Below are 25,175 nucleotides of genomic sequence, written 5' to 3'. Positions count from 1 at the left end.
GGGTGTGAACGGTCCCGTTCCCGGTGTGAACGCCGCCCCGCAACCCCCGCCCGGAACGCCCCGACCGGTGACAAACCCCCTTCCACATGTGAATATTCACGACCAGCCGGACCCGCCCCGTCCGCCACCCGAGGAGGCCGCCATGCAGCGGACCGACCACCCCGACCTCGCCACCGCCCTGCGCACCGGCCCGTTCCACCTCGCCCTGCGGACCGCGATCACCACCCGCGGCCTCGCCCTGCACCGCGTCCGCGAACACCTCGCCCTGCGCGGCGTCCACATCGGGGTCACCAGCCTCAGCTACTGGCAGCAGGGCCACCGGCGCCCCGAACGGGCCGAATCCCTGCGCGCGGTACGAGCGTTGGAGGACGTCCTGGACCTCCCCGAGCACTCGCTCACCCGGCTGCTCGGACCTCGGCGCACCACCCCCGACGGCCCGGCCGGCCCTCCCGTCCGCCCCTACCGCGACCTGATCGCCCCGGCCGCCGCCGTCGACGACCTGCTCGCCACCATCGCCGGACCGCGCGACACGGGGCTGCACACCATCACCCACATCGAGCGGATCCGGATCGGCGCCGACCGCCAGCTGGTCCGCCGCGACTCCCAGCACGCCCTGCGCGCCCACCGCGACGGCATCGACCGCTACCTCGCCATCCACCAGGGCGACCCCGGCAGCGACATCACCCGGGTCGGGGTCAGGGCCGAGGAGAACTGCCGCCCGGGCCGGATCCGGCGCGACCAGACCCACGACCTGCTGGTCGCCGAACTCCTCCTCGACCGCCGGCTCCGGGCCGGTGACACCCACCTGCTCGGCTACGGCTTCGACGACGCGCCGTCACCCACGCCCAGCTGCGAGTACGTCCGGGGCTTCAACTCCGGGGCCGGGCAGTACGTCCTCCAGATCACCTTCCACCCCGCCGCGCTCCCCGTCCGCTGCCGCCGCTTCGCCCGCCGCGCCCCGGGCGAGAAGTCCTACGAGAGCGAGGAGTTGACGCTCGACGGCCACCGCTGCGTCCATCTGGTGGCCACCGCGCTCCGGCCGTGCCTGCTGGGCATCCGGTGGGACTGGGAGTAGCCGCCTCCCTTCACGGCGCCGGGTTCTCCGCCGTGCGGCGGGTGTCGTAGGCGGGGTCGATGGTGCCGAACAGCCGGTCCCAGACGGTGGTGTAGAAGCCCAGGTTGACCCCGGGGTCGACGTGGTGGCCCGCGTGGAACATCGGCAGCGCCACCCAGCGGAACACCGCGAGTCGCCGGGCCCGGGCCGGGAACGGCTCCACGCCCAGGTGGCCGAGCAGGCCGAAGACCAGGTTGACCACGACGTACCCGGCCAGCGCCAGGGCGGAGATCTCCCGGAGGCAGAGCACCGCGAGCCAGGTACCGCCGAAACCCAGCACCTCCAGGGGGTGCAGGACGAAGAGCGTGGACGGGCGCGGGTCCGGGTAGCGGTGGTGCAGTTCGTGGGCCAGCCGGTAGAGCCGGCGACGGTGGGCGAGCCAGTGGCCCGCGTACATCAGGGCGTCCATCACCAGGGAGAACAGCAGCAGCTCGGCCACCGCCCGCAGACCGGTGTCCGCCGAGAGCCGCAGCAGACCGTGCTGCCAGAGTGCCCAGCCGGCCACTCCCACACCGGAGTTGAGAAGGACGGCGGTGACTGTCAGCAGCCACTCGCGGTGGTCCGGCGGCGGGGGCGCCGGCGCCACCCGCCGGTCGCCGAAGCGGCGGACCAGCGGGCTCCCGGCGACCAGCGCCACCGCGAACAGCGCGAGGTTGCCGGCCAGCGCGCCGGCCACCACCTCCACCGGGCCCAGCCGGCCCGCCCGTTCGAGCAACCCGTCCACCGTCACGGCCACCTCCCCCGGCGGCCGTGACGGCCGCCCCGTCCGGATCGGACGCCGGCCCGGGACGGGCGGTTCCCCCGTCCGCACCGGCCGGCGGTGCCGCTCAGGCTACGCGGGCCCGCCGGGCCGCCCGACCCCGGAACTCCAGCACGGTGCAGTCCTCCACCGGCCGGTAGCCGATCTGCTGGTAGATCGAGTTGCTCGTCGGATTGGCGAGGTCGGTGTACAGCAGCACCTCCGTCGCACCGAGCCCCAGCGCGTGGGCCGAGGCCGCCGCCGTGACCCCGCTCCCGTAGCCGCGTCCGCGGTGGTCGCCCGGCGTGTAGACCGGGCCGATCCGGGACATCCCGGCGATCACCGCGCTGTGCCCGGCGAGCGCCACCGGGCGCCCCCCGTCCTCCCAGAGGTGGAGCTGCCGGGCGGCGATCCGGTCGTCGGCGAGCGTCGCGACGCCGGAGGCCACCAGCCGGGCCTCGACCACGAACCGTCCGAGCCACTCGATCACCAGCTCCCGGTCCGACGGGTCGGCGAGCCTGGCGCCGCCGGCCGGCGGACGCGGCGGTTCGGTCGGCTCGCCGAGCCGGTAGAGCCGCTCCCTGGTCCGGACGGACCCGGTGGCGCCGGTGGCGGCCTGCCAGGCCGCGGAGAACGCCGCCACGGCCGCGTCACTCCCGGCGACCTCGACGACGTCCGCCGAACCGGCCCCGACCGCCGCCCCCGCTCCGGTCCGGGCGGCGGCGAGTTCGGCCGCCAGTTCGCCGGCCGCCGACACCGGCATCTCCCCGAGCCGCAGTGCGAACGGGGGCGTTCGCAGGAAGGCCCCGCCGACCGGCCCGCCGGGCTCGGGGCACCACCAGCCGAAGACCGGCGCGTCCTCGCCGTAGTAGTGCGGACCGCGCTCCCTCAGCCGGTCCGTCACGGTGAGCAGCACGGTGTTCCGGGCCGGGCTCGCGGCGAGGAACCCGCCCGCGCGGGTGTGGAACTCGTCGACGGAGGTGCTCAGGGTCCAGGCCATGGACCATCTTCGCCCGCCCTTTCCTCCGCGCACCACCCGATTTCCGGGGCACGGTCAGGAGGGCGCGCCGCCCGCCTCCGCCGTCGCGCCCAGCCGCTCCGCCAGCACCGCGGGGTCGGTGGTCGGCGCGTCGCAGACGAAGTGCCGGCAGACGTACGCGGTCGGCGCCCCGCCCACCAGCGGTCGGTCGGCCAGCAGCGGCACCTCGTCGCTGCCCGCTCCCGGCTCGCCGAGCGCGACCACCGCGCCGGGTGCGGTACCCAGCAGGGCGACCCGGTGCAGCGCGGCGGTGGCCGGGTCGCCGGCCGACCCGATCACGGCCACCTCGCGCGGCCCGTCGGCCAGGGCCTCGGCGGCGGCCAGGCCCCAGCCGATGAAGCGGGGAGCGCGCGGGGCGAGTGCGCCGACGATGCCGAGCGCCCGCTCGGCCGCGGTCCGGTGACGTGCCGAACCGGTGTACGCGGCGTAGGTGAGCAGGGCGTTGGCGGCGGCGGTCCAGCCGGACGGGGTGGCGTTGTCGGTCGGGTCCTGCGGACGCCGGATCAGCTCCTCGGCGTCGTCGGCGGTGTCGAACAGCGCCCCGGTGGTCCCGTCGGCGAAGTGCTTGAGCACGGTGTCCAGCAGCCCGCCGGCCAGCTGGAGCCACTCGGCCTCCCCGGTCACGGCGAACAGGGCGAGGAAGCCCTCGGCGGTGTCGGCGTAGTCCTCCAGCACGCCCGCGTTCGGACCCGGCCGGCCGTCGCGCGAGGTGCGCAGCAGCCGGCCGTCGGGGGTGAGGTGAACGGCGAGCAGCAGGTCGGCGGCACGCTCGGCGGCCTCGACGAGGTCGGGCCGGTCCAGCAGGGCGCCCGTCTCGGCGAGGGCGGCGACGGCCAGCCCGTTCCAGGCGGCGACGACCTTGTCGTCCCGGGCGGGTGCGGGCCGGGCGGCCCGCGCCTCGAACAACCGGGACCGGACACGCTCGTGGGCGGCGTCGTCCGCCGGGTCGGCGAGCAGCTGGAGCACCGAGGCCCCGTGCTCGAAGGTCCCCGCGCCGGTCACCTCGAACAGCTCGGCGGCGTACTCGCCGTCCGCGTCCCCCAGCACCTCGGCCAGCTGGGCGGGCGTCCACACGTAGTACGCCCCCTCGACCGAGCTGCCGGTCGCCGGGTCCGTGCTGTCCGCGTCCAGCGCGGAGGCGAACGCGCCCTCGGGGGTGCGCAGTTCGCGCAGCAGGAAGTCCGCGGTGGTCAGTGCGGTGCGGCGGGCGAGCGGGGAGCCGGTGGCCCGCCACAGGTGCAGGTAGGCGCGGAGCAGCAGCGCGTTGTCGTACAGCATCTTCTCGAAGTGCGGGACGACCCAGTCGGCGTCCACCGCGTACCGGGCGAACCCGCCGCCGAGCTGGTCGTGGATGCCGCCGCGGGCCATCGCCTCGCCGGTGCGGACGGCCATCTCCAGCGCCGCCTCCGAACCGGTCCGGGCGTGGTGGCGCAGCAGGTACTCGACGACCATGGCCGGCGGGAACTTGGGTGCCCCGCCGAATCCGCCGCGCCGTTCGTCGAAGTCACGGCTGAGCGCGACCAGCGCCTCGTGCAGGCCGGTCTCCCCCGGCGGCTGGTGCACGCCGCTGCCGACCGCGTACACCGACGCCCGCTCGGAGAGGTCGGCCCGGATCCGGGCGGCGACCTCGCCGACCTCGTCACGCCGGTCCCGCCAGGCCGCGTGCACGCCTTCCAGCACCTGCCGGAAGGACGGCATGCCGTGCCGCGGCTCGGGCGGGAAGTAGGTGCCGAAGTAGAACGGCTCCTTGTCGGGGGTCAGGAAGACGGTCATCGGCCAGCCGCCCTGCCCGGTCGCCGCCTGCACCGCCTCCATGTACACGGCGTCAACGTCCGGCCGCTCCTCGCGGTCGACCTTCACGGCCACGAACCGCTCGTTGGCGTAGGCCGCGACGCCCTCGTCCTCGAAGGACTCGTGCGCCATCACGTGGCACCAGTGGCAGGCGGCGTACCCGACGCTCAGCAGGACCGGCACGCCGCGGCGGCGGGCCTCCTCGAACGCCTCGGGGCCCCACGGCCACCAGTCCACGGGGTTCCCGGCGTGCTGCAGCAGATACGGGGACGTCGCGTCGGCGAGGCGGTTAGGCATGCCCCCATCCTTGCGCATCGGGCCGGCGCACCGGCGCGCGGACGGGCGCCGGACTCACTCCTTCGAGGCCTCCGGCTGCTCGACGAAGTCGACCTTCTTGAACTGTCGGTTCATCGACTTGGCCAGGAACCAGGTGGCCACGCCGAGGACGGCGAAGACGACGAAGCCCAGCAGGCCGGGGGTGACCTTGGCGTCGTCGACGGCGAGCTCGGCGGCGAGGTGGGTGAGGTTCACGGAGGCGCTCATATCTCTATGGTGGCCCGGCTCACGGGGAGCCGGGCCGTCGGGGGGTGGTTCAGTCGCGCGTGTCGGCCGATTCGGCCGTCAGGCTGGGCGTGCGAAGGCCGGCGAACAGGTCGTCCTCCGGGAGGTCCACGTCGATGAGGGTACGGGCGAGCTCGTAGTCCTCCGTGGGCCAGACCTCGCGCTGGACCTCCAGCGGGACGCGGAACCAGGGGCCGTCCGGGTCGATCTGGGTGGCGTGCGCGATCAGCGCGCGGTCCCGGGTCTCGAACCAGTCGTCGCAGCGGACCCGGGTGGTGATCTCGCGCTCCTTGCGGCCGCTCTTCTCCCATCCGGCGATCCACTCGCCGTAGGGGGACTCGTGGCCGTTCTCGGAGAGGTACTGGTGGAGCGCGCGGATCCGGCCCATCGGGAAGCCGTGGTTGTAGTAGACCTTCAGCGGCTGCCAGGGCTCACCGGCGTCCGGGTAGGCGTCCGGGTCCCCCGCGGCCTCGAAGGCCAGCATGGTGATCTTGTGGGTCATGATGTGGTCGGGGTGCGGGTAGCCGCCGTTCTCGTCGTAGGTCGTGATGACCTGCGGCTTGAACTCCCGGATCAGGCGGACCAGCGGTTCGGCCGCGTCCTTGACGTCCTGGAGGGCGAAGCACCCCTCGGGGAGCGGGGGCAGCGGGTCGCCCTCCGGCAGGCCCGAGTCCACGAAGCCCAGCCAGGCCTGCTTGACCCCGAGGATCGCGCGGGCCTCGTCCATCTCCTTGGCCCGGACCTCGTGGATGTTCTCCTCGATCTCCGGCCGGCCCTGCAGCTTGGGGTTGAGAACCGACCCGCGTTCCCCTCCCGTGCAGGTGGCCACGAGCACGTCCACCCCCTGGTCGACGTACATGGCCATGGTCGCCGCGCCCTTGCTGGACTCGTCGTCCGGGTGGGCGTGCACCGCCATCAGTCGCAACTGCTCAGTCAACGCGTGCGTTCCTTCCACAATGTCTGGGCGTCCCGCGCAAGCCGGTCTGCCCACCGTCTGAGCCGCTCGGTACGGGACCGCGTCACCGCGGGACCGGCCGCCGCACCTGTCGCCGACACGGCCGAGCCCCGCCCCCGCCGGACCGGCCGTGGGCGTGCCCCTCCTATAGTGACGGACTGGAGGAGCACCGCATTCCCCCGCACCACCCGCGCGGCCCCCTCCCCACGAGAGGACTGAGCCCGATGACCGCAGGCACCAGGACGCCGCAGCTGCCCGAGGGGCGCTACGGACGGCGCGGCGACCGCGAGGCGGACCGGCGGCTCAAGGTGATCGGCGCGGTCTGCGGAGTGCTGGCGCTGGGCCTGGTCACGTGGCTGGGAGCCTCGTACCTGATCCGCGAGACGAAGATCAACGGCGCCGTGCCGTCCTTCGAGGCGGTCTCCGACGTCGAGATGCAGCTGCATCTGTCGGTGCGCAAGAGCGACGGCACCGCGGGCAGTTGCACCGTCCGCTCGCAGGGCGAGAACGGCGCGGTGGTCGGGGTGGCCGACTTCCCGGTACCGGCGGACGGCTCCGGCTACGACGCGGTGGTCAGTCTGCGGACCACCTCCCGCGGCACCACCGCCGAGCTCCTCGGCTGCACCCCCGCGTAGCCGCCCGCGGAGGGCCGGCCCCCGGTAATCACTGGCGGCGACGGCCACCCGGAGCGCATATTCGATCTGGAGAGCGGGCATCCGTAGAGGAGTCGCGCACCGCTGCTGTACATCTCGGCGCAATGTCGTCGTCAATGACGCGCCAACGGCCCTCCCGCTTGTCGGTGGGAGTTGTTAGGCTCGTGGTTTCGCCCCTTCCGCACCAGCTGGTACGGGAGCGGGCGTTGCTTTGTAGTTAAGACCGATATCAGCACCACCAGACGCGCTGACGACTCACACCCTCAGCACAGCCCCAGCACCTACGAGGAGCACCCGTGACCCAGACCAGCGAGAACGTGACCTGGCTCACTCAGTCCGGCTACGACCAGCTCAAGGCCGAGCTGGACCACCTGACCGGCCCCTGGCGCATCGAGATCGCCCAGAAGATCGAGGCGGCGCGCGAAGAGGGTGACCTCAAGGAGAACGCCGGCTACCACGCGGCCAAGGAGGAGCAGGGCAAGTACGAGCTGCGCATCCGCCAGCTCACCCAGCTGCTGGAGCGCGCCAAGGTCGGCGAGGCTCCGGCCGACTCGGGTGTGGTGGCTCCGGGCATGGTCGTGACGGTCGCCTTCGACGGCGACACGGACGACACCATGAAGTTCCTGCTCGGCTCGCGCGAGGTGGCCGGCGACGACGACCTGGAGATCTACTCGCCGCAGTCCCCGCTGGGCCGCGCGATCGACGGCAAGACGATCGGCGACGAGGCGACCTACGAGCTGCCGAACGGCAAGCGGGCCATGGTCAAGATCGTCGAGGTCAAGCCCTACGCCGGCTGACCCTTCCGACCGGCATCGGCCCCGGGACCGGACCACCCGTCCGACCGGCGCCGGCCGACCCCCGCAGAACGCCGGCGAGGGCGGCCGTGGCACGAACCACGGCCGCCCTCGCGCGTACCCGCCCACGGGCCGCGCCGCGGGTCAGCCCACGGCCGAGCGGTACTTGCGCACCGACAGCCACGAGAACGCCGCGATGATCGCCAGCGACCAGAGCACCGACATCAGTTCCGCGTGCTGCATCGGCCAGGCGTCGTCCACCGGGCCCACCTGGTTGCCGAAGAGGTTCCGGCAGGCCTGCACCGTGGCGCTGAACGGGTTCCAGTAGGCGATCCCCTGCAGCCAGCCGGGCATCGAGCTGACCGGCACGAAGGCGTTCGAGATGAAGGTCAGCGGGAAGAGCCAGATCAGCCCGGCCGAGGTGGCCGCCTCGGGGCTGCGCACCGAGAGACCGATCAGTGCGCCGATCCAGGAGAAGGCGTAGCCGAGCAGGAGCAGCAGTCCGAACGCGGCCAGCGCGGACAGCAGGCCCTCGTGGATCCGCCAGCCCACCAGGAGCGCCACCAGCGCGAGCACCACCAGCGTGAACGCGGTCTGGACGAGGTCCGCCAGGGTCCGGCCGACCAGGACCGCCGAGCGGGCCATCGGCAGCGAGCGGAACCGGTCGACCAGGCCCTTGGACATGTCCTCGGCGATGCCGGCGGAGGCGCCGGCCGTCGCGAAGGTGACCGTCTGGGCGAAGATGCCGGCCATCAGGAACTGGATGTACGTCGAGGAGCTGGACTGCGTCCCGGGGATCTGGATCGCCCCGCCCATGACGTACGAGAACAGCAGGACGAACATCACCGGCTGCATCAGGCCGAACACCACGATCTCGGGTATCCGGGACATCCGCCGCAGGTTGCGCTTCGCCACCACCCAGGAGTCGTGCAGGGTGGCGGCCGCTCCGCGGCGCTGTTTGGGTACCGCCCCGCCGATGGCGTGCTGGGTGGCCGTCGTCATCTCACAGCTCCTTGCCGGCCGTGACGGCCTGTTTGTCGGCGCCCGGGCCGTCCCCGGCCGGTCCGCCGCGGCCCTTGCCGTGGCCGGCCCCGCCCTTGCCCGCGGCGCCGTTCTCCTCGCTCTCGGCCTCGGTGGCGTGGCCGGTGAGTGAGAGGAAGACGTCGTCCAGGGTCGGACGGCGCAGGCCGATGTCGTCGATCTCGATCGAGCGGGTGTCCAGCTCGCGGATCACGTCCGCGAGCACCCGGGCGCCGCCGCTGACCGGGACGGTGATCCTGCGGGTGTTGCGCTCCACGGTCGGCTCGCCCTGGGCGTACCCGGAGAGCGCGGCGAGCGCGTCGGCGACCAGGTCGGGCCGGTGCACCACGACCTCGATCCGCTCGCCGCCGATCTGCGCCTTGAGCTGGTCGGCCGTCCCGCGCGCGATCACCCGTCCGTGGTCGACCACGGCGATGTCGTGGGCGAGGCGGTCGGCCTCCTCCAGGTACTGGGTGGTGAGCAGCAGCGTGGTGCCCTGGTCGACCAGGGTCTCGATGACCTCCCACAGGGCGAGCCGGTTGCGCGGGTCGAGGCCGGTGGTCGGCTCGTCCAGGAACATCACCGGGGGGCGGACCACGAGGGCCGCGGCGAGGTCGAGCCGGCGGCGCATGCCGCCGGAGTAGGTCTTGGCGGTCCGGTCCTTGGCCTCGGTGAGGTTGAACCACTCCAGCAGTTCGAGCGCCCGGACCTTCGCCTCGCGGGCGGTCATCTGGTAGAGCTCACCGACCATCTGGAGGTTCTCGAAGCCGGTGAGGTACTCGTCGACCGCAGCGTACTGGCCGGAGAGGCCGATCAGGCTGCGGACCTCGTTGGGGTGCTTGAGGACGTCGACCCCGGCGACCACGGCACGGCCGGAGTCGGGGCGGAGCAGGGTGGTGAGGACGCGCACGGTGGTGGTCTTCCCGGCGCCGTTCGGGCCGAGCAGCCCGAGCACCGTGCCCTCGGGGACGTCGAGGCTGACGCCGTCCAGGGCTCGTACGTCGCCGAAGGTCTTCACCAGGTTCTCGGCTTGGATGGCTGGCGCCATGGCCTGCCTCATCTCCTTGGACGGTTGAGCGGTTCTGTCCCACTTTGCCCCGAATGAGGGCACGCAAGCGACTCGGTTCTCGCCTGCACGGCAACAAGACGCGATGTATCGCGAGTTTTACAGAACGCGATATATCGCGCAAGGGAATTAGCTCCGCCATGGTGACACGCACCACTGACAACGGGAGCCCCACGGGAACCCCACCCGGGGCCCCACCCCCCCTGCCCGGGCACCCCGCACCCGCACCCCGCCTAGCGGGAGACCACGAACCCCGCGTCCCGCAGCTCGCCGAGCACCGCCGCGCAGTGCTCCGGCCCCTTCGTCTCCAGGTGGAGGTCCACCTCGACCTCGGTCAGCCCGAGCTGCGGGTCGACCCGCACGTGCGCCACGTCCAGCACGTTGGCGTCGACCTTCGTCAGCACCCCCAGCAGGTCCGCCAGCGCGCCCGGCTTGTCCGCCAGCCGCACCCGCAGCGACAGGTAGCGGCCGGCCGCCGCCAGCCCGTGCCGCAGCACCCGCTGCATCAGCTGCGGGTCGATGTTGCCCCCGGAGAGCACCGCCACCACCGGCCCCTCGAAGGAATCCGGCTGCTCCAGCAGCGCCGCCACCGGACTCACGCCGGCCGGCTCCACCACCAGCTTCAACCGCTCCAGCCCCAGCAGCAGCGCCCGCGAGAGCGAGTCCTCGGAGACCGTCCGGACACCGTCCGCCAGGGTGTTGACGATCTCGAAGGGGATGTCCCCGGGTCGACCGACCATGATCCCGTCCGCCATGGTGGCGAACCGCTCCAGCGAGACGGGGCGTCCGGCCGCCAGCGAGGGCGGGTACGCGGCCGCGCCGGCCGCCTGCACCCCGATCACCCGCACGTCCGGCCGCAGCGGCTTGACCGCCGCCGCGATCCCGGCCAGCAGACCGCCCCCGCCCACCCCGACCAGGATGGTGCGCACCTCCGGGCACTGCTCCAGGATCTCCAGCCCGACGGTGGCCTGCCCGATGACGATGTCCCGGTGGTCGAAGGGGTGGATGAACACCGCACCGCTCGCGTCCGCGTACCGCTGCGCGGCCTGCAGCGCCTCGTCCACGGTGGCGCCGTGCAACCGGACCTCGGCGCCGTACTCCCGGGTCGCGGCGACCTTGGGCAGCGGCGCGGCCACCGGCATGAAGACCGTGGAGCGGACCCCGAGCAGCGAGGCCGCCAGCGCCACCCCCTGGGCGTGGTTCCCGGCGCTCGCCGCGACCACCCCGCCGGCCCGCTGCACCGGTGAGAGACCCGCGATCCGCACGTACGCCCCGCGCAGCTTGAAGGAGCCGGTCCGTTGGAGGTTCTCGCACTTCAGGTGGACCGGTGCGCCGACCAGTGCGGACAGGTGCCGGCTGCCCTCCATCGGCGTCACCCGGGCTACCCCGACGAGCATCTTCTGGGCGCCGCGGACGTCGTCGAGGGTGATCGGCCAGCTGTGCATGACAGCAGCGTATGCCTTGGTGGAGGACCACCCGGGGACGTCGGACCTGTTCCCGGGCCCGCCCGGCCCGCGTACGCTGCTGGTTCTGAGCCTCTCTCACCGCACGACGATCGTGAGCCGCGATGACGACGACCTCGCCCCAGGCCACCGACCTCACCGACCCCGTGCACACCCAACTGCAGTACCAGCTCGCGGTGTTCGCCCGCAGGATGGAACAGGTCCGCGGCTCCGACGGAGTGGCCGCCCTGGTCCGGGCCGCCTACCTGCTGCTGGAACGCCTGGAGCGGGTCGGGCCCGCCAACGTCAAGGCCCTGGCCGACGCGCTCGGCGTCGACTCCTCCACCGTCACCCGGCAGGTCGCCCCGCTGGTGGCGGCCGGCCTGGTCGGCCGGGTCCAGGACCCGGCCGACCGGCGCGCCGTCCGGCTCGCGCTGACCCCGCTCGGCTCCGACCGGCTGGCCGAAGTCCGCGCCGGCCGGGCCGAGTTGACCCGACAGCTGGTGGCCGACTGGCCACTGGAGGAACAGCGCGAGTTCTGCGCCCTGCTGGCCCGCTTCAACCACTCGATGGAGTCGTACTCGGCGGGCCGGCAGAGCGCCTAGGCGTACTCGGGCCGGGAGTTCAGCCCAGCGCCCGCGTGAGGTCGGCCAGCAGGTCGTCGATCGACTCGATGCCGACCGAGACGCGCACCAGGTCCGCCGGCACCTCCAGGGCCGAACCGGCCACCGAGGCGTGGGTCATCCGGCCGGGGTGCTCGATCAGCGACTCCACGCCGCCCAGCGACTCGCCGAGGGTGAACAGCTCGGTCCGGTTGCAGACCTCGACCGCCGCCTCCTCGCCGCCGTGGACGCGGAACGACACCATGCCGCCGAACGCCTTCATCTGCTTCGCGGCGATGTCGTGGCCGGGGTGCTCGGGCAGGCCCGGGTAGAGCACCTGGCTGACCTTGGGGTGGCCGGCCAGCAGCTCGGCGACCTTCTCCGCGTTGGAGCTGTGCCGGTCCATCCGGACGCCGAGGGTCTTGATGCCGCGCAGCACCAGCCAGGCGTCGAACGGGCCGGAGACCGCGCCCATCGCGTTCTGGTGGTACGCGACCTCCTCGCCCAGCGCCGCGTCGGCCAGCACCAGGGCGCCGCCGACGACGTCCGAGTGGCCGCCCATGTACTTGGTGGTCGAGTGCACGACCGCGTCGGCGCCGAGCGCGATCGGCTGCTGCAGGTACGGGCTGGCGAAGGTGTTGTCGACCACCAGCAGCGCGCCGGCGCCGTGCGCGATCTCGGCCAGCGCGGCGAGGTCGGTGATGCCCAGCAGCGGGTTGGACGGGGTCTCCACCCACACCGCGCGGGTGTTCGGGCGCAGCGCCTCGCGGACGGTCGACAGGTCCTGGGTGTTGGCGACGGAGAACTCGACGCCCCAGCGGGTCAGCACCTTGGCGAAGAGCCGGAAGGTGCCGCCGTAGGCGTCGTTGGGGATGACGATGTGGTCGCCCGGCTTGAGGATCGTCCGCAGCAGGGTGTCCTCGGCGGCGAGGCCGGACGCGAAGGCGAGGCCGCGGGCGCCGCCTTCCAGCGCGGCGAGGCACTCCTCCAGCGCGGTACGGGTCGGGTTGGCGCTACGGCTGTACTCGTAGCCGCCCCGCAGGCCGCCCACCCCGTCCTGCTTGTAGGTGGACACCTGGTAGATCGGCGTGACGACGGCCCCGGTCTGGGGGTCTGCTTCCTGACCCGCGTGGATGGCGAGAGTCTCGAAGCCCTGGGGAAGCTGGTGCTCGGTCATGCTCCGAGCGTAGTCGGCGAACGGCGGGGTCGCCCCGAAGGCGGCGACGCCCCGCAGGCCCGGCCGCCGCAGGCCCGGCCGCCGCCGACCGCCGCCCGGCCGCCGCACGCCCGGCCGGGCGGGGGCGGGCGGGGCCTCCCCCGGAATCCCCGGCGTCCCGTCCGCGTTGGAACGTCCGCAACCCTTCCCGACCCGCTGGAGCAGGCCGTGCTGTTCAACCGCCACAAGACCTCGCTCGTCCCCGCCGACCAGGCGCTCCCCGGCCGGGAGGCCCCGGCCTTCACCCTCGGCGAGCCGCACACCGTGCTCGGCCACCCGCTGACCGGCCCGTACCCCGCGGGGCTGGAGGTGGCCGACTTCGGGCTGGGCTGCTTCTGGGGCGCCGAGCGCACGTTCTGGCGCCTGCCGGGCGTCTGGACGACGCTGGTCGGCTACCAGGGCGGCCACACCCCGAACCCGACGTACGAGGAGGTGTGCAGCGGCCTGACCGGGCACACCGAGGCGGTCCGGGTGGTGTTCGACCCCGCGGTGATCTCCTACGAGCAGCTGCTGAAGACCTTCTGGGAGTCGCACGACCCGACCCAGGGCAACCGCCAGGGCAACGACGTCGGCACCCAGTACCGGTCCGCGGTCTACACCCACTCCCCCGCCCAGGCGGCGTCCGTGGTCGCCACCCGGGACGCCTTCCAGCCGGAGCTCACCGCGCTCGGCCTCGGCCCGGTGACCACCGAGATCGCCCCGGCCGGCCCGTTCTACCCCGCCGAGCCGTACCACCAGCAGTACCTGTCGGACACCAAGAACCCGAACGGCTACTGCGGCCTCGGCGGCACCGGTGCCAGCTGCCCCATCGGCGTGGCCCGGACCACCGAGGGCTGAGCCGCCGGGTCCCTCCGGCTTTCCGCCGCCTCCCGGCGGGCGCAGACTGGAAGGACCAGTAGGGCGGCCCCGCCACCCCTCCTGGTGGCGGGGCCGCCTCGTCTCCGAGGAGCCCCTCATGGCCGGCCTCATGCGCAGAAGCTTCGACACCGATCCCGAGGAAGTCCGCCCGTTCGAGGGCGGCAAGGGAGAGGTGCGCCTGGTCAACCTGGACGGCGGTGCCGTCGGACGGGGGGTGTTCGAGCCCGGCTGGCAGTGGTCGAAGCACATCAGGCCCATCGCGCAGACCGACAGCTGTCAGGCCGCCCACGTCGGCTACGTCGTCTCCGGCCGGATGGCGATCGCCATGGACGACGGCGAGGAGGCCGAGTTCGGCCCCGGCGACTTCATGATCTGCCCGCCCGGCCACGACGCCTGGGTGGTGGGCGACGAGCCGGCGGTCATCCTGGACTGGCAGGGCTTCGGCGACTACGCCAAGCGCGGCTGAGAAGCCTGCCGCGCCCCCGGACGCGGGTCAGGCCCGCCGGACCTCGTGCATGAAGCACCCGAAGTGCAGCGCGCGGACGTGCACCACGGCCACCTCCGGATCGGCGAGCAGGGCCGCCGCGCCCGCCTCGGCGGTCTCCGGGACGACCGGCACGCCGCCCAGGATGTGCCCGCGCCGGTCGTACGCGCGCAGCACCCGCTCGCTGCCGTGGAACCCGGTCGGCCAGCCGTCCCCGCCGACGCCCGCGCACGGCCCGTCGTGCACGAAGACCGGACCGACCTCGTCGTACGGGCCCGGTTCGGCCCCCGTCTCGGCGGCCCAGCGGCGCAGCGGCGCGTAGGAGACCAGGGCGATCCGGTCCCCCGGCAGGCCCTTGCTCAGGCAGCAGCGCAGCGGGGCGCCGCCGGTCTCGTCGACGGACCGGACCGGCGGGCGGCCCGCGTCGTCGCGGACCAGCAGGGAGCGGTGGACGCCCGGGTCGATCGGGCGGACGGCCAGGGCGGGCGTGGTGGTTGTCGTCATGCCGTCCACCCTGCCGCCGGGGCCGCGCCGGGTCCGGCGGGTTTCGGTCGTCGCGTTCGGCGGCGCCGGGAGGTCCGGCCCGCCCGGGCCGGGGCCTGCGGAGGGGCCCGTGACGGGCCTGCGGCGGTGGTCAGACGGCGCTGGCGGCCTTCCAGTCGGCCCAGTCCATGTTCCAGCCGTTGAGGCCGTTGGACGGCACCACGGTCTTGTCGCCGGAGTTCACGACCTCGACGACGTCGCCGATCATCGAGCTCTTGAAGAACCTGGCGCCGTCGGCGCCTTGGTCCTGCCCGCCCTTGACGTCCCGCAGGCCGATGCAGCCGTGGCTGGTGTTCTGGCTGCCGAAGATCGACGGCGACGACCAGTAGTTGCCGTGGATGAAGGTGCCGGAGGTGCTGAGCCGCTGGGCGTGCGGCACGTCCGGGATGTCGTACTCGCTGCCGAGGCCGACGGTCTGCGAGTTCATCCGGGTCTGCTGGTACTGCTCGGTGATCACCATCTTGCCGCCCCAGGTGCGGAACTCGGGCGAGCCGCCGGAGATCGCGTAGACGGCGCTGACCTGGCCGTCGGTGGTGACGGTGAGCTTCTTGGTGGCGAGGTCGGCGACGCTGGTCTGCGCCCGGCCGACGGTGAAGCGGACGTCCTTGGACTGGGTGCCGTAGACGCCCTTGGCGCCCTGGACGTCCTTGAGCCTGAGCTTGACGGTCACCTTGGTGCCCTTGGCCCAGTACTGCTGCGGCCGGAAGTCGAGGCGGGTGCTGGAGAACCAGTGCCCGACGATCTCGACGCCCGGCTCGGCTATGACGGTGATCGCCTGCTGGACGGTCTTGCGGTCGGTGACCGGCTTGCTGAAGTTGATCGAGACGGGCATGCCGACGCCGACGACCGAGCCGTCCTCGGGGGTGAAGTAGCCGACGAAGGTGTTGGCCGGGGTCGCCGTGGTGAAGACGGCGTTGGCGTCGGCCTCCAGCTTGTCCTTGTCGGTGGCGGCGGCGGTCACGGTGTACTTGGTGCCGCTGGCCGGCGCGGCGGCCGAGGTCCAGCCGGTGCCGTCGGCGGAGAGCTGGCCGGCCAGGGCCTTGCCGGTGGAGTCGGTGACCTTGACGGCGGTGAGGGTGCCGTTCGCGACGGTGACCTTGACCGGGTCGCTGAAGCTGGCCGAGGCGGCGCCGTCGGCGGGCGTGACGGTGATCACGGCGACCGAGGTCTTCGGCGTGCTGGTGGCGCTGGGCGTCGCCTGGCCGCCGCCCGTACCCGCGTCCGTGGTGCCGGTGGCCGTGCCACCCGTGCTGCTGCTACTGCCGCTGCCGGTGCCGCTGCCCGTGCCAGGACCGCCGCTGCCTCCGGCCCCGCTCTCACCGCCCTTGGTGTCGTTGCAGGCCGCCAACAGCAGGACCGGGGCCCCGATGAGACCGGCCAGCACACCGCGCCGGCTCCAGCTGCCTCCGGCCGACCGGCCCTGACCGTCCCCTGCCGCCACGTCGCCCACTCCCTGATCATCATCCGGGCATTACGGATAGAGAAACGCAATCCATGCGTTCACGGTTCCATCACCAACGGGTAGCGATCGTACGAGATGACGAAACTTACCGCCAAATATGGACAAAACGCCCGGCCTGCGAGGGGCAGACCGGGCGATCACGGGCCGTGACGGACAGGCCCTACTGGGCGGGCCCTACTCGGCGGGCTCCTCCACGGTGTACTCGTCCCACTCGTCGCCCTCGGGATCGAAGTCGGTCTTCGCGGACTCCCAGGTCGCCGAGGCGAGCTCGACGCCCGGAACGTCGCCGAGCAGCGCCACCGGGTCGATGAAGTGGGCGAGCGAACCCGACGGGTCCACCTCGATGGCCTCGACGGACTGCGCGCGCTCGTCGTCGTCGAGGTACTCGTCCACCGCCACCTGCTGCAGGGCCGCCGCCTTCAGCGCCCCCTCGTCGGTGATCTCGGCGATGAGCTCGATGTTGAGCCGGACGTAGCGGGGAGCGTCCTGGCCGGTCGTGTCAGTGCTGGTCATGCGTGCGAGATTACGGGAAGGGCCGGCCCCTCCGGAGAGGGACCGGCCCTGCCGCCTCCGCCGGACTCCCCCACCCGGGAGTCGCGGAGACGCGCCAAGCGGCGCGGTTGCCGCGGGAGCCGCCGCACCCTGCGGTCCGGCCGGAGCCGGGCAGGGGCGGGACGACGGCGTCTCCCGCGGGCAAGGACACCGCCGGCCGGGTCAGGGCCGGCCGTCGTGCCCGGAGACGATCGGCGCCGCCGGGGAGCCGCTCCCGGACCGTCGTCGTCGCCTCACTCGGCGTCTTGCCGTTGACCACAACGATGGCGCAGCGTTGTTAAGCGCGTGCTGCGCGCAGGTGACGCGGGTGTACCAGTTCGCCCGGAAACGGAACCTCAGCCGTCCGGTCGGGGAGGGCGGCTGACCGGGCCTCAGTGCCCGGCGCGGCTGCCGGCCAGGAATCCGAGCAGGTCCTGGCGGGTGACGATGCCCTGCGGCTTGCCCTCCACCAGCACCACCGCGGCGTCGGCCTTCTCCAGCACCGACATCAGGTTGGTGACGGTCTCGCCCGAGCCGACCACCGGCAGCGGCTTGGACATCACCTTGTCCAGCGTGTCGCTCAGCTGGATCTCGTTCGCGAAGACGCCCTCCAGGAGCAGCTTCTCCGCCACCGAGCCGATCACCTCGCCGGCCATGATGTCCGGGTGGCCGGCCCCCGGCGAGACCACCGGCATCTGCGAGACGCCGTACTCGCGGAGCACCCGGACCGCCTCGGCGACGGTCTCGCTGGGGTGCATGTGGACGAACTGCGGGATGCCCTCGTGCTCGATGGCGTCCTTGCGGGCCAGCACCTCGCCGATGTGCGCCTCGTCGGTGGCGGACGGCAGGAAGCCGTAGTCGGCCATCCAGTCGTCATTGAAGATCTTCGACAGGTAGCCGCGGCCGCCGTCCGGCAGCAGCACGACGACCACGTCGTCCGGGCCCAGCTTCTTGGCGACCTCCAGCGCGGCGACGACCGCCATGCCGCAGGAACCGCCGACCAGCAGGCCCTCCTCCTTGGCGAGGCGGCGGGTCATCTGGAAGGAGTCCTTGTCGGAGACCGCGACGATCTCGTCGGCGACACCCCGGTCGTAGGCGGTCGGCCAGAAGTCCTCACCGACGCCCTCGACCAGGTACGGACGGCCGGTGCCGCCGGAGTAGACCGAACCCTCCGGGTCGGCGCCGACCACCTTGACCTTGCCGCCGGACGCCTCCTTCAGGTAGTTGCCGGTGCCCGAGATCGTGCCGCCGGTGCCGACGCCGGCCACGAAGTGGGTGATCTTCCCGTCGGTCTGCTCCCAGAGCTCCGGACCGGTGGAGTGGTAGTGCGAGGCCGGGTTGTCCGGGTTGGAGTACTGGTCCGGCTTCCAGGCGTTGGGGGTCTCGCGGACCAGGCGGTCGGACACGTTGTAGTAGGAGTCCGGGTGCTCGGGGGCGACGGCGGTCGGACAGACGACCACCTCGGCGCCGTACGCGCGCAGGGTGTTGATCTTGTCGGTGGACACCTTGTCCGGACAGACGAAGATGCACCGGTAGCCCTTCTGCTGGGCCACGATCGCCAGGCCGACGCCGGTGTTGCCGGAGGTCGGCTCGACGATGGTGCCGCCGGGCTTCAGGGCGCCCGAGGCTTCGGCGGCCTCGATCATGCGCATCGCGATCCGGTCCTTCACCGAGCCTCCGGGGTTGAAGTACTCGACCTTCGCGAGCACGGTCGCGCTGATCCCCTCGGTGACCTTGTTCAGCTTGACCAGTGGCGTGTTGCCGACCAGGTCGATGATCGAGTTGTGGTACCGCACGGGGGTCCTCCCGGTCTGTGGGCATGCGAGTGCTTTTCGGTACTGCAAAGCCTAGGCCGTGCCATCGACCCCGGCCCGCCCCTTCCTCCCCGCCCTGCACCCCGGCCACACCGGGGGCGTCCCGCCCCTCTTCCGCACCCGCGCACCGGGCGCCGCCCGGACCGGCTCCCGCGCGGTCCGGGCGGCGCCCCCGCCGCGCCGTTCCGGTCCGGGGACCGGCCGGAAGCCGGCCCCGGCCCGGCCTCCCCGCCCCGCTCCCGGTGCCACGAACGGCCCACCCCCGTCGTAGCCCGGCGCCAACCCGGGTAGGAGGGGTGTACACGCATCGGCAACGGCCCCGTCGGGGCGGCACGAGGACGCGAAGGGGGTACCGGATGCCAGGGGCACACGAGTCGCGGGCCCGGGTGGCGCGCCGGATCGCCACCGCGGCGGCGTACGGCGGAGGCGGGCTCGGCCTGCTGGGCGTGGGCCTCGTCGGCCTGCTGCTGACCGAGAGCAAGCTCGCCGTCCAGGCCATCGGCGTCCTGGAGGGCGATCCGCCCCGGGCCGACGGCGTCTACGGCGAGGCGTTCGCCGATGCCTCGGCCGGTTCGCGGCCCCCTCTGGTGCTGGCCTTCCTCGGGGACTCCACCGCCGCCGGCCTCGGCGTGCTGCGGGCCCGGGACACCCCGGGCGCGCTGCTCGCCGCGGGCCTGGCCTCGGTGGCCGAGCGCCCGGTCCGGCTGGTCAACGTGGCGTTCTCCGGCGGCCGGTCCGCCGACCTGGCCGGCCAGCTGGACCTGGCCCTGCCGCACCGCCCGGACATCGCCGTGATCATGGTCGGGGCCAACGACGTGACCCGGCACAGCCCGGCCCAGCTCGCGGTGCGCCAGCTCGGCGAGACGGTCGCGGCGCTGCGGGCGACCGGCTGCGAGGTGGTGGTCGGGACCTGCCCGGATCTCGGCACGATCAAGCCGGTCCACCCGCCGCTGCGCTGGGTGGCCCGCCGGCTCAGCCGCCAACTGGCCGCCGCGCAGACCATCGCCGTGGTGGAGGCCGACGGCCGGACGGTCTCGCTGGGCTCGCTGCTCGGGCCGGAGTTCGCCGCCCGCCCCGAGATGTTCGCCGCCGACCGCTACCACCCGTCGGCCCAGGGGTACGCGACGGCCGCGATGGCCGTGCTGCCCTCCGTCTGCGCCGCGCTGGGCCTCTGGCCGGAGGAGGAGCGGCCGGCCGGCCGGGTGCCGGGCGAGACGGTGCTGCCGGTGGCGGTGGCCGCGGCGGCAGCGGCCGGACGGTCCGGCACCGAGGTGGCGGCGGTCGGCACCGAGGGCGCGGTCCGGCGCTGGGCGCTGCTGCGGAACCGGCTGCGGATCGGCCTTCCCGGCTCCTGGGCGGTCTCGGACCCCGGGCGGACCGCCGGGCCCGCCCCCGCACGGGGGCCCGGGCAGGGCCCGGCGCAGGCCGCGGAGGACGGTCCGGCGCAGGGCCCTGCGCACGCACCCGCGCAGGCCGCCCCGGCGCAGGCCGCGGAGGACGGGAACACGTCGGCCAGCTCACACGCCGGGGCGGGTGACGCCTGACCTACCAGGCGGTAACTTTCCTACCCGGGCGTCCGTCGTCCGGCCCGCGCCCACCCGGCCCGGGGCCGCCCCGGGCACCCGTAGCCGAAGGTCACCCAGCGAGGAGCCCGCCATGCCCGAAGCCGTCATCGTCAGCGCCGCCCGTTCGCCGATCGGCCGGGCCTTCAAGGGCTCCCTCAAGGACGTCCGCCCCGACGACCTGACCGCGCACGTCATCGGCGCCGCACTCGCCAAGGTGCCCCAGCTCGACCCCCGCGAGATCGACGACCTGATGCTCGGCTGCGGCCTGCCCGGCGGCGAGCAGGGGCACAACCTGGCCCGCATCGTGGCCGTGCAGATGGGCATGGACTACCTGCCCGGCACCACCGTCACCCGTTACTGCTCGTCCTCGCTGCAGACCACGCGGATGGCGCTGCACGCGATCAGGGCCGGCGAGGGCGACGTCTTCCTCTCGGCCGGCGTGGAGACCGTCTCGCGCAGCGTGAACGGCACCTCGGACCTGCCCGGCACCACGAACCCGCTCTTCGACGAGGCCCAGGCCCGCACCGCCGAGCGCGCGGCGCAGGGCGGCGGCGAGTGGCACGACCCGCGCGAGGACGGCCTGCTGCCGGACGCCTACCTCGCCATGGGCCAGACCGCCGAGAACCTGGCCGCGCTCAAGGGCATCACCCGCGCCGAGCAGGACGAGTTCGGCGTCCGCTCGCAGAACCTCGCCGAGGCCGCCATCCGGGCCGGCTTCTGGGAGCGCGAGATCACCCCCGTGACGCTGCCCGACGGCACCGTCGTCTCCGCGGACGACGGCCCGCGCGCCGGCGTCACGCTGGAGGGCGTCTCGGGCCTCAAGCCGGTGTTCCGCCCCGACGGCACCGTGACCGCCGGTAACTGCTGCCCGCTGAACGACGGCGCCGCGGCGCTGGTCATCATGTCCGACACCAAGGCCCGCGAGCTGGGCATCACCCCGCTCGCCCGGGTGGTCTCCACCGGGGTCAGCGCGCTCTCCCCCGAGATCATGGGCTACGGCCCGGTCGAGGCCTCGAAGCAGGCCCTCAGGCGGGCCGGCCTGACCATCGGCGACATCGACCTGGTCGAGATCAACGAGGCCTTCGCCGCCCAGGTCATCCCGTCCTACCGCGACCTCGGCGTCGACCTGGACCGGCTGAACGTCAACGGCGGCGCCATCGCGGTCGGCCACCCCTTCGGCATGACGGGCGCCCGGATCACCACCACCCTGATCAACTCCCTGCAGTGGCACGACAAGCAGTTCGGCCTGGAGACCATGTGCGTCGGTGGCGGCCAGGGCATGGCGATGGTCGTCGAGCGGCTCAGCTGACCGCTCCGGCGTCAACCCCCAAGGGTCCAGACCACCCGTTTGGAGTGACGCTGCGTAATTGAGGGCCGGATCACACCGAAAGGTCGATCCGGCCCTCGATTCATTCATTTCCGGGCCGAAAATCGACAGTGCGGAGCGGATCAACTCCGCAGCGTAGAACGGTGTTACCTAACAATTTGGGGACAAGGAGGAAAGTCACTGACAAATTGGACATTCACCCCTGCGGTAACACGGCCGTATGCGGCAATGTGGAGACGTAACCCCGTTCCACTCCTCCCTAGGAGTACGTTCCGTGAGCGTCGTCTACGCCATCCTGCTGCTGATCCCGATCGCCCTGTCGACCACCGTCCTGTTCCACCTCCGGGGAATCTCCCGCCGTCTGGACGCGCAGGCCGCGGCCGCCGACCACCCCGCCGCGGTCGACGAGACCGCGATACGCCGGGCCGTCGCCGAGGCACTGGCCGCCGACCGCGAGCGGGAGATCACCGAGGCCCGGGCGTTCTGGGCCGAGCAGGAGGCCCGCGCGGCCGAGGACGCGCCGCTGTTCGACTCCCCCTTCGCCGGTGTCCTCAGCAGCACCGAGGAGTGGCCGCTCTTCTTCCCCCGGCCGACCGGGCCGCAGGAGGCCGCCGACAACGCCGGCACCATGGACCCGGAGTTCGGCGAGGCGCTGCGCTCCGCCCTGGAGGACCTGATCAACGAGGGCGGCGCCCACCCGGCCGATCCCGTCACCGAGGGCGGCAGCCCGCTGCGCCCCGGCCACCCGGCCGGTGGCCCGGCCGGCGAGACCGCCGGGGACGCCCGGGCCCGGCGCGAGGCCGACCTGCTGGCCACCGGGCTGGAGGCCGGGCTGCTGGACGCCGGCTCGGCCGTCGAGGAGGCCCCGGTGGCCGCCCCCGACCCGCGCCGCCACCCCTCGCACCCCGACTTCGTGCCCAGCCAGGCACCGTCCCGCGAGTGGACCGACACCCGGCTGACCGCGCTCGCCGAGGAGGGCACCGCCCTGGTCGACGTCCGCCCCGGCCCGCTCGGCACCCTGGACGTCTACGCCTTCGCCGACGGCACCACGCTCTGCGTGGCCCCGGGCGACCGCGAGGCCGCGTACCGGCTGATCGACGCCGTACGGGCCGGTGAGAACGTCCGGCTGCTCGGCGGCTCCCGGTTCTCCGGCTCCTACTCCCTGACCTTCTCCACCGACGAGGACGCCGTGTACGTGCTCGCCGACCGGGTGGTGGCCAGCATCTGACGCAGCGGCGGGAAGGCCGGCCGGGTCAAGGGGTTACCGACCCGGCCGGCCTTCGGCGTGTCCGGGGCCGGCGAGGGCCCGGACGAGGGCCCGGCCCGGCAGACTCCCGGTGACGTTCCCGGTGAGTTCCGGTGAGCTCTGAGCGGAGCACTCGCCCGCCCCGCTCAGTGGCAGAGCGCGGCCGCCCGCGCCACCCGGGCCGATGCCTCGGCCCGGACCGCCGCGACCGTCGACGGCCCGCCGAGCTCCGCCGGCAGCGCCACCCCGTCGTCCCCGGGCAACCCGGCCAGTGCCGCCACCAGGTCGTGCCCGGTCACCGCGAGCTGGTCGCCGACCGCGAACGCCCCGGCCTCCGGGAGTTCCCGCACCGGCCCGCCCTCGACCGCCCGCGCCGCCGCGGCCAGCCACCGGGCCAGGGCCAGCGCGGCCGCCGCCCGCGACGCGTGGCCGGGGACCACACCGTGCAGCCGGCTCTGCGGCATCGAACGGAACCGGTCCGCCAGGGCGTCGACCGCCTCGGCCAGGGTCTTCTCATCGGACATGCCGCGAGCATACGGCGCGGCCCGCGAGCGCCCGTACGCGAAAGCCGCCGGGCCCCGGAGCGAGTGCTCCGGGGCCCGGCGGCCGTGTGCGCACGAGGCGCGAGAGGCGTCCGCGAGGACCGGCGGCTAGTCGTCGCCGCGCAGGATCGCGATGAGCCGCAGCATCTCGATGTAGATCCAGACCAGCGAGAGGGTGAGCCCGAAGGCGGCCCGCCAGGACTCCTTCTGCGGCGCGCCCTGCGCGATGGCCTCCTCGATGGCGGCGAAGTCCAGCGAGAGGAAGAAGGCGCCGAGGGCGATCCCGATCAGGCCGACCGCGATGCCCAGCGGGCCGGAGCGCAGGCCCATGTCCGCGCCGAACATCGACGCGACCATGTTGATCATCAGCAGCAGAACGAAGCCCATCGCGATCGCGATGCCGATCCGCGTGTAGCGCGGGGTGACCCGGATCCGGCCGGTCTTGTAGGCGATCAGCATCGCGGCGAAGACCGCCGCGGTGCCCAGGACCGCCTGGATCGCGATGCCCGGCAGGGCGGCATTGAGCATCTTGGTGATCGCACCGAGCGCGAAGCCCTCCAGGGCCGCGTAGGTGAGGATCAGCGGCGGGCTGACGCTCCGCTTGAACGAGACCACCATGCCGACCACGAAGGCGACCAGACCGGCGCCGATGGCGAGGCCGTAGTTGCGGTCCGGCAGGAGGAACCAGGCCAGGCCGCCACCGGCGACCAGGGTGAGCAGCGTCATCGCGGTGCGCGCGACCACGTCGTCGAGCGTCATCCGGCCCGTCGCCAGCGGACCGGCCGACGGAGCCCGGTACATCTCGACCAGCTGGTCGTCGGTCAGCGGCGCCTGGCCCTGCGGCTGCTGCGCGTAGGGGCTGCCGGCGTACGGGTTGTTCCCGTACGGGTTGTTGCCGTACGGGTTGGTGGCGGACGGGCCCCCGGCCGACGGGGTCTGGGTCGTCCCGAAACCCGCGTAGCCGGACTCGCGGGTGAAGGACCCTTCCCGCGAGAAGACCGGGTTGCTGCTTCTCATTGCTCATTCCCTCCGTGGCGGTACTGCACCGCCCGTCACAAGGGTAATGGCTTGGCAAAAAAACCAACATCCGCCGCGAGGAGGATCCGGCGGGAACGTGCGGCGGGGGACGTCCGGCGGGGACGCCGGTCGGCGTCCCCGCGAGTCGGTCGGTGCCCGGAGCCGGACTCGAACCGGCACGGCCTCACGGCCAAGCAGTTTTAAGCTGCCCGTGTCTGCGTTCCACCATCCGGGCGTCCTGCGGACCCGGCCTCGCCTGCGGACCGGAGAGCAGCGCTCCGCCCCCGTACGGGCCACCCCTGAGCCTAGTATCCCGGCCTCCCCTTTCGCATGTTCCGAGCCAGGGAAGTTGTCATGTTTCCTTGCCATCTGACGAACAGTTCGTGATTTGGCCACCAAGGGCGTGCGATCCGGCCACCGGCCCTCCGGTCAGGGTCGGTGTCATACCGCAGGAGGAGGGCGTCAGCTGGGCGTACGCCCAGCGGTGGTCAGGCCAACCGTCCGGCGGAGCGACGAGAAACCATGATCACGTGGCCGAGCATGGAGGTACGGCTGGACACCCCCGGAAGGGGCCCGGCCGGCCAACGACTTCCCCGGCGCCGTCCGGGCCCGTCCTGCCCGCCACCCCAAGGAGCACCCCGTGACCACGTCGACCGCAACCGCCGTCCGCACCGGCCGGGCGGCCGCCCGCGCCACCGGCCTCAACAAGGTCTACGGGGAGGGCGAGACCCGCGTCGTCGCCCTCGACAACGTCAGCGTCACCTTCCCGCAGGGCGAGTTCACCGCCATCATGG

24 protein-coding genes, 1 tRNA gene and 1 pseudogene are annotated in these 25,175 nt (G+C 73.2%); 10 read left to right on the top strand and 16 right to left on the bottom strand.

Features of this window, described 5'->3' with window-relative positions:
• Positions 1-142: 142 nt before the first annotated feature.
• Complete coding sequence (locus PUR61_RS17075; protein ID WP_329879710.1) at positions 143-1,075, top strand: hypothetical protein; 933 nt, start codon at positions 143-145, stop codon at positions 1,073-1,075.
• A gap of 10 nt (positions 1,076-1,085) precedes the next feature.
• Here PUR61_RS17075 and PUR61_RS17070 read toward each other — a convergent pair whose 3' ends face one another.
• The 5 genes from PUR61_RS17070 to mca form a co-directional block, all read right to left on the bottom strand.
• Positions 1,086-1,844, bottom strand: a complete 759-nt coding sequence (locus PUR61_RS17070) for a sterol desaturase family protein (RefSeq protein ID WP_329879709.1) — start codon at positions 1,842-1,844, stop codon at positions 1,086-1,088.
• A gap of 97 nt (positions 1,845-1,941) precedes the next feature.
• The gene (locus PUR61_RS17065; RefSeq protein ID WP_329879708.1) at positions 1,942-2,853 is read right to left on the bottom strand and encodes a GNAT family N-acetyltransferase; all 912 of its coding nucleotides are present in this window, start codon (positions 2,851-2,853) and stop codon (positions 1,942-1,944) included.
• A 54-nt stretch (positions 2,854-2,907) separates the two neighbouring features.
• On the bottom strand, positions 2,908-4,980 hold the full coding sequence (locus tag PUR61_RS17060) for a thioredoxin domain-containing protein (RefSeq protein ID WP_329879707.1): 2,073 nt from the start codon (positions 4,978-4,980) through the stop codon (positions 2,908-2,910).
• Between the two features lie 54 nt (positions 4,981-5,034).
• Positions 5,035-5,226, bottom strand: coding sequence for a hypothetical protein (locus PUR61_RS17055; RefSeq protein WP_329879706.1), 192 nt, complete (start codon positions 5,224-5,226; stop codon positions 5,035-5,037).
• A gap of 49 nt (positions 5,227-5,275) precedes the next feature.
• Positions 5,276-6,181, bottom strand: a complete 906-nt coding sequence (gene mca / locus PUR61_RS17050; RefSeq protein ID WP_329879705.1) for a mycothiol conjugate amidase Mca — start codon at positions 6,179-6,181, stop codon at positions 5,276-5,278.
• Positions 6,182-6,423: 242 nt separating this feature from the next.
• On the opposite strand from mca, the gene PUR61_RS17045 reads away from it, so the two are divergent.
• Positions 6,424-6,834, top strand: coding sequence for a DUF4307 domain-containing protein (locus tag PUR61_RS17045; protein WP_329879704.1), 411 nt, complete (start codon positions 6,424-6,426; stop codon positions 6,832-6,834).
• 314 nt (positions 6,835-7,148) lie between these two features.
• Positions 7,149-7,649, top strand: a complete 501-nt coding sequence (greA, locus tag PUR61_RS17040; RefSeq protein ID WP_329879703.1) for a transcription elongation factor GreA — start codon at positions 7,149-7,151, stop codon at positions 7,647-7,649.
• Between the two features lie 141 nt (positions 7,650-7,790).
• Here greA and PUR61_RS17035 read toward each other — a convergent pair whose 3' ends face one another.
• From PUR61_RS17035 to ilvA, 3 genes are all read right to left on the bottom strand, one after another.
• Positions 7,791-8,648 carry an ABC transporter permease gene (locus tag PUR61_RS17035; RefSeq protein WP_329879702.1) on the bottom strand — a complete coding sequence of 286 codons (858 nt, stop codon included), beginning with the start codon at positions 8,646-8,648 and terminating at the stop codon, positions 7,791-7,793.
• A gap of 1 nt (position 8,649) precedes the next feature.
• Positions 8,650-9,714 carry an ATP-binding cassette domain-containing protein gene (locus tag PUR61_RS17030; protein ID WP_329879701.1) on the bottom strand — a complete coding sequence of 355 codons (1,065 nt, stop codon included), beginning with the start codon at positions 9,712-9,714 and terminating at the stop codon, positions 8,650-8,652.
• Between the two features lie 251 nt (positions 9,715-9,965).
• Entirely contained in the window at positions 9,966-11,177 is a 1,212-nt protein-coding gene (gene ilvA, locus PUR61_RS17025) for a threonine ammonia-lyase (protein WP_329879700.1), read from the bottom strand.
• A 122-nt stretch (positions 11,178-11,299) separates the two neighbouring features.
• Here ilvA and PUR61_RS17020 point away from each other — a divergent pair, with 122 nt between their 5' ends.
• Positions 11,300-11,779, top strand: a complete 480-nt coding sequence (locus PUR61_RS17020; RefSeq protein WP_329879699.1) for a MarR family winged helix-turn-helix transcriptional regulator — start codon at positions 11,300-11,302, stop codon at positions 11,777-11,779.
• 19 nt (positions 11,780-11,798) lie between these two features.
• On the opposite strand, the gene PUR61_RS17015 is transcribed toward PUR61_RS17020, so the two are convergent.
• Positions 11,799-12,953: a cystathionine gamma-synthase gene (locus PUR61_RS17015; protein ID WP_329879698.1), complete on the bottom strand. Its 1,155-nt coding sequence runs from the start codon at positions 12,951-12,953 to the stop codon at positions 11,799-11,801.
• A gap of 207 nt (positions 12,954-13,160) precedes the next feature.
• On the opposite strand from PUR61_RS17015, the gene msrA reads away from it, so the two are divergent.
• Together msrA and PUR61_RS17005 are read left to right on the top strand one after the other, a co-directional pair.
• The gene (msrA, locus tag PUR61_RS17010; RefSeq protein WP_329879697.1) at positions 13,161-13,829 is read left to right on the top strand and encodes a peptide-methionine (S)-S-oxide reductase MsrA; all 669 of its coding nucleotides are present in this window, start codon (positions 13,161-13,163) and stop codon (positions 13,827-13,829) included.
• A 118-nt stretch (positions 13,830-13,947) separates the two neighbouring features.
• Positions 13,948-14,316, top strand: coding sequence for a cupin domain-containing protein (locus tag PUR61_RS17005; RefSeq protein WP_329879696.1), 369 nt, complete (start codon positions 13,948-13,950; stop codon positions 14,314-14,316).
• 27 nt (positions 14,317-14,343) lie between these two features.
• Here PUR61_RS17005 and PUR61_RS17000 read toward each other — a convergent pair whose 3' ends face one another.
• From PUR61_RS17000 to PUR61_RS16985, 4 genes are all read right to left on the bottom strand, one after another.
• Entirely contained in the window at positions 14,344-14,838 is a 495-nt protein-coding gene (locus tag PUR61_RS17000; RefSeq protein WP_329879695.1) for a DUF1203 domain-containing protein, read from the bottom strand.
• A gap of 130 nt (positions 14,839-14,968) precedes the next feature.
• Entirely contained in the window at positions 14,969-16,318 is a 1,350-nt protein-coding gene (locus tag PUR61_RS16995) for a L,D-transpeptidase (protein WP_329879694.1), read from the bottom strand.
• A 195-nt stretch (positions 16,319-16,513) separates the two neighbouring features.
• On the bottom strand, positions 16,514-16,852 hold the full coding sequence (locus tag PUR61_RS16990; protein ID WP_329879693.1) for a hypothetical protein: 339 nt from the start codon (positions 16,850-16,852) through the stop codon (positions 16,514-16,516).
• 410 nt (positions 16,853-17,262) lie between these two features.
• Positions 17,263-18,666 carry a cystathionine beta-synthase gene (locus PUR61_RS16985; RefSeq protein WP_329879692.1) on the bottom strand — a complete coding sequence of 468 codons (1,404 nt, stop codon included), beginning with the start codon at positions 18,664-18,666 and terminating at the stop codon, positions 17,263-17,265.
• 374 nt (positions 18,667-19,040) lie between these two features.
• On the opposite strand from PUR61_RS16985, the gene PUR61_RS16980 reads away from it, so the two are divergent.
• The 3 genes from PUR61_RS16980 (at position 19,041) to PUR61_RS16970 (ending at position 22,804) form a co-directional block, all read left to right on the top strand.
• Positions 19,041-20,228 carry an SGNH/GDSL hydrolase family protein gene (locus PUR61_RS16980; RefSeq protein ID WP_329879691.1) on the top strand — a complete coding sequence of 396 codons (1,188 nt, stop codon included), beginning with the start codon at positions 19,041-19,043 and terminating at the stop codon, positions 20,226-20,228.
• Between the two features lie 112 nt (positions 20,229-20,340).
• Positions 20,341-21,558, top strand: coding sequence for an acetyl-CoA C-acetyltransferase (locus PUR61_RS16975; protein WP_329879690.1), 1,218 nt, complete (start codon positions 20,341-20,343; stop codon positions 21,556-21,558).
• 292 nt (positions 21,559-21,850) lie between these two features.
• Positions 21,851-22,804, top strand: a complete 954-nt coding sequence (locus PUR61_RS16970; protein ID WP_329879689.1) for a hypothetical protein — start codon at positions 21,851-21,853, stop codon at positions 22,802-22,804.
• Between the two features lie 164 nt (positions 22,805-22,968).
• Here PUR61_RS16970 and PUR61_RS16965 read toward each other — a convergent pair whose 3' ends face one another.
• The 3 genes from PUR61_RS16965 to PUR61_RS16955 all read right to left on the bottom strand — a co-directional run bounded on the left by PUR61_RS16965 (position 22,969) and on the right by PUR61_RS16955 (position 24,616).
• A complete protein-coding gene (locus PUR61_RS16965) occupies positions 22,969-23,346 on the bottom strand; it encodes a hypothetical protein (RefSeq protein ID WP_329879688.1) in 378 nt (125 codons plus the stop codon).
• A 126-nt stretch (positions 23,347-23,472) separates the two neighbouring features.
• Entirely contained in the window at positions 23,473-24,381 is a 909-nt protein-coding gene (locus tag PUR61_RS16960; protein ID WP_329879687.1) for a Bax inhibitor-1/YccA family protein, read from the bottom strand.
• A 153-nt stretch (positions 24,382-24,534) separates the two neighbouring features.
• A tRNA-Leu gene (locus PUR61_RS16955) sits at positions 24,535-24,616 on the bottom strand.
• A gap of 405 nt (positions 24,617-25,021) precedes the next feature.
• Here PUR61_RS16955 and PUR61_RS16950 point away from each other — a divergent pair.
• Positions 25,022-25,175: pseudogene (locus PUR61_RS16950) on the top strand (ABC transporter ATP-binding protein); the annotation flags it as partial.

The sequence above is a fragment of the Streptomyces sp. BE20 genome (assembly GCF_036322525.1).
In the GTDB taxonomy this organism is placed as follows: domain Bacteria; phylum Actinomycetota; class Actinomycetes; order Streptomycetales; family Streptomycetaceae; genus Kitasatospora.
Note: the sequence above shows the minus strand (reverse complement) of the source record. Positions and strands in the feature narration are given on the sequence as shown.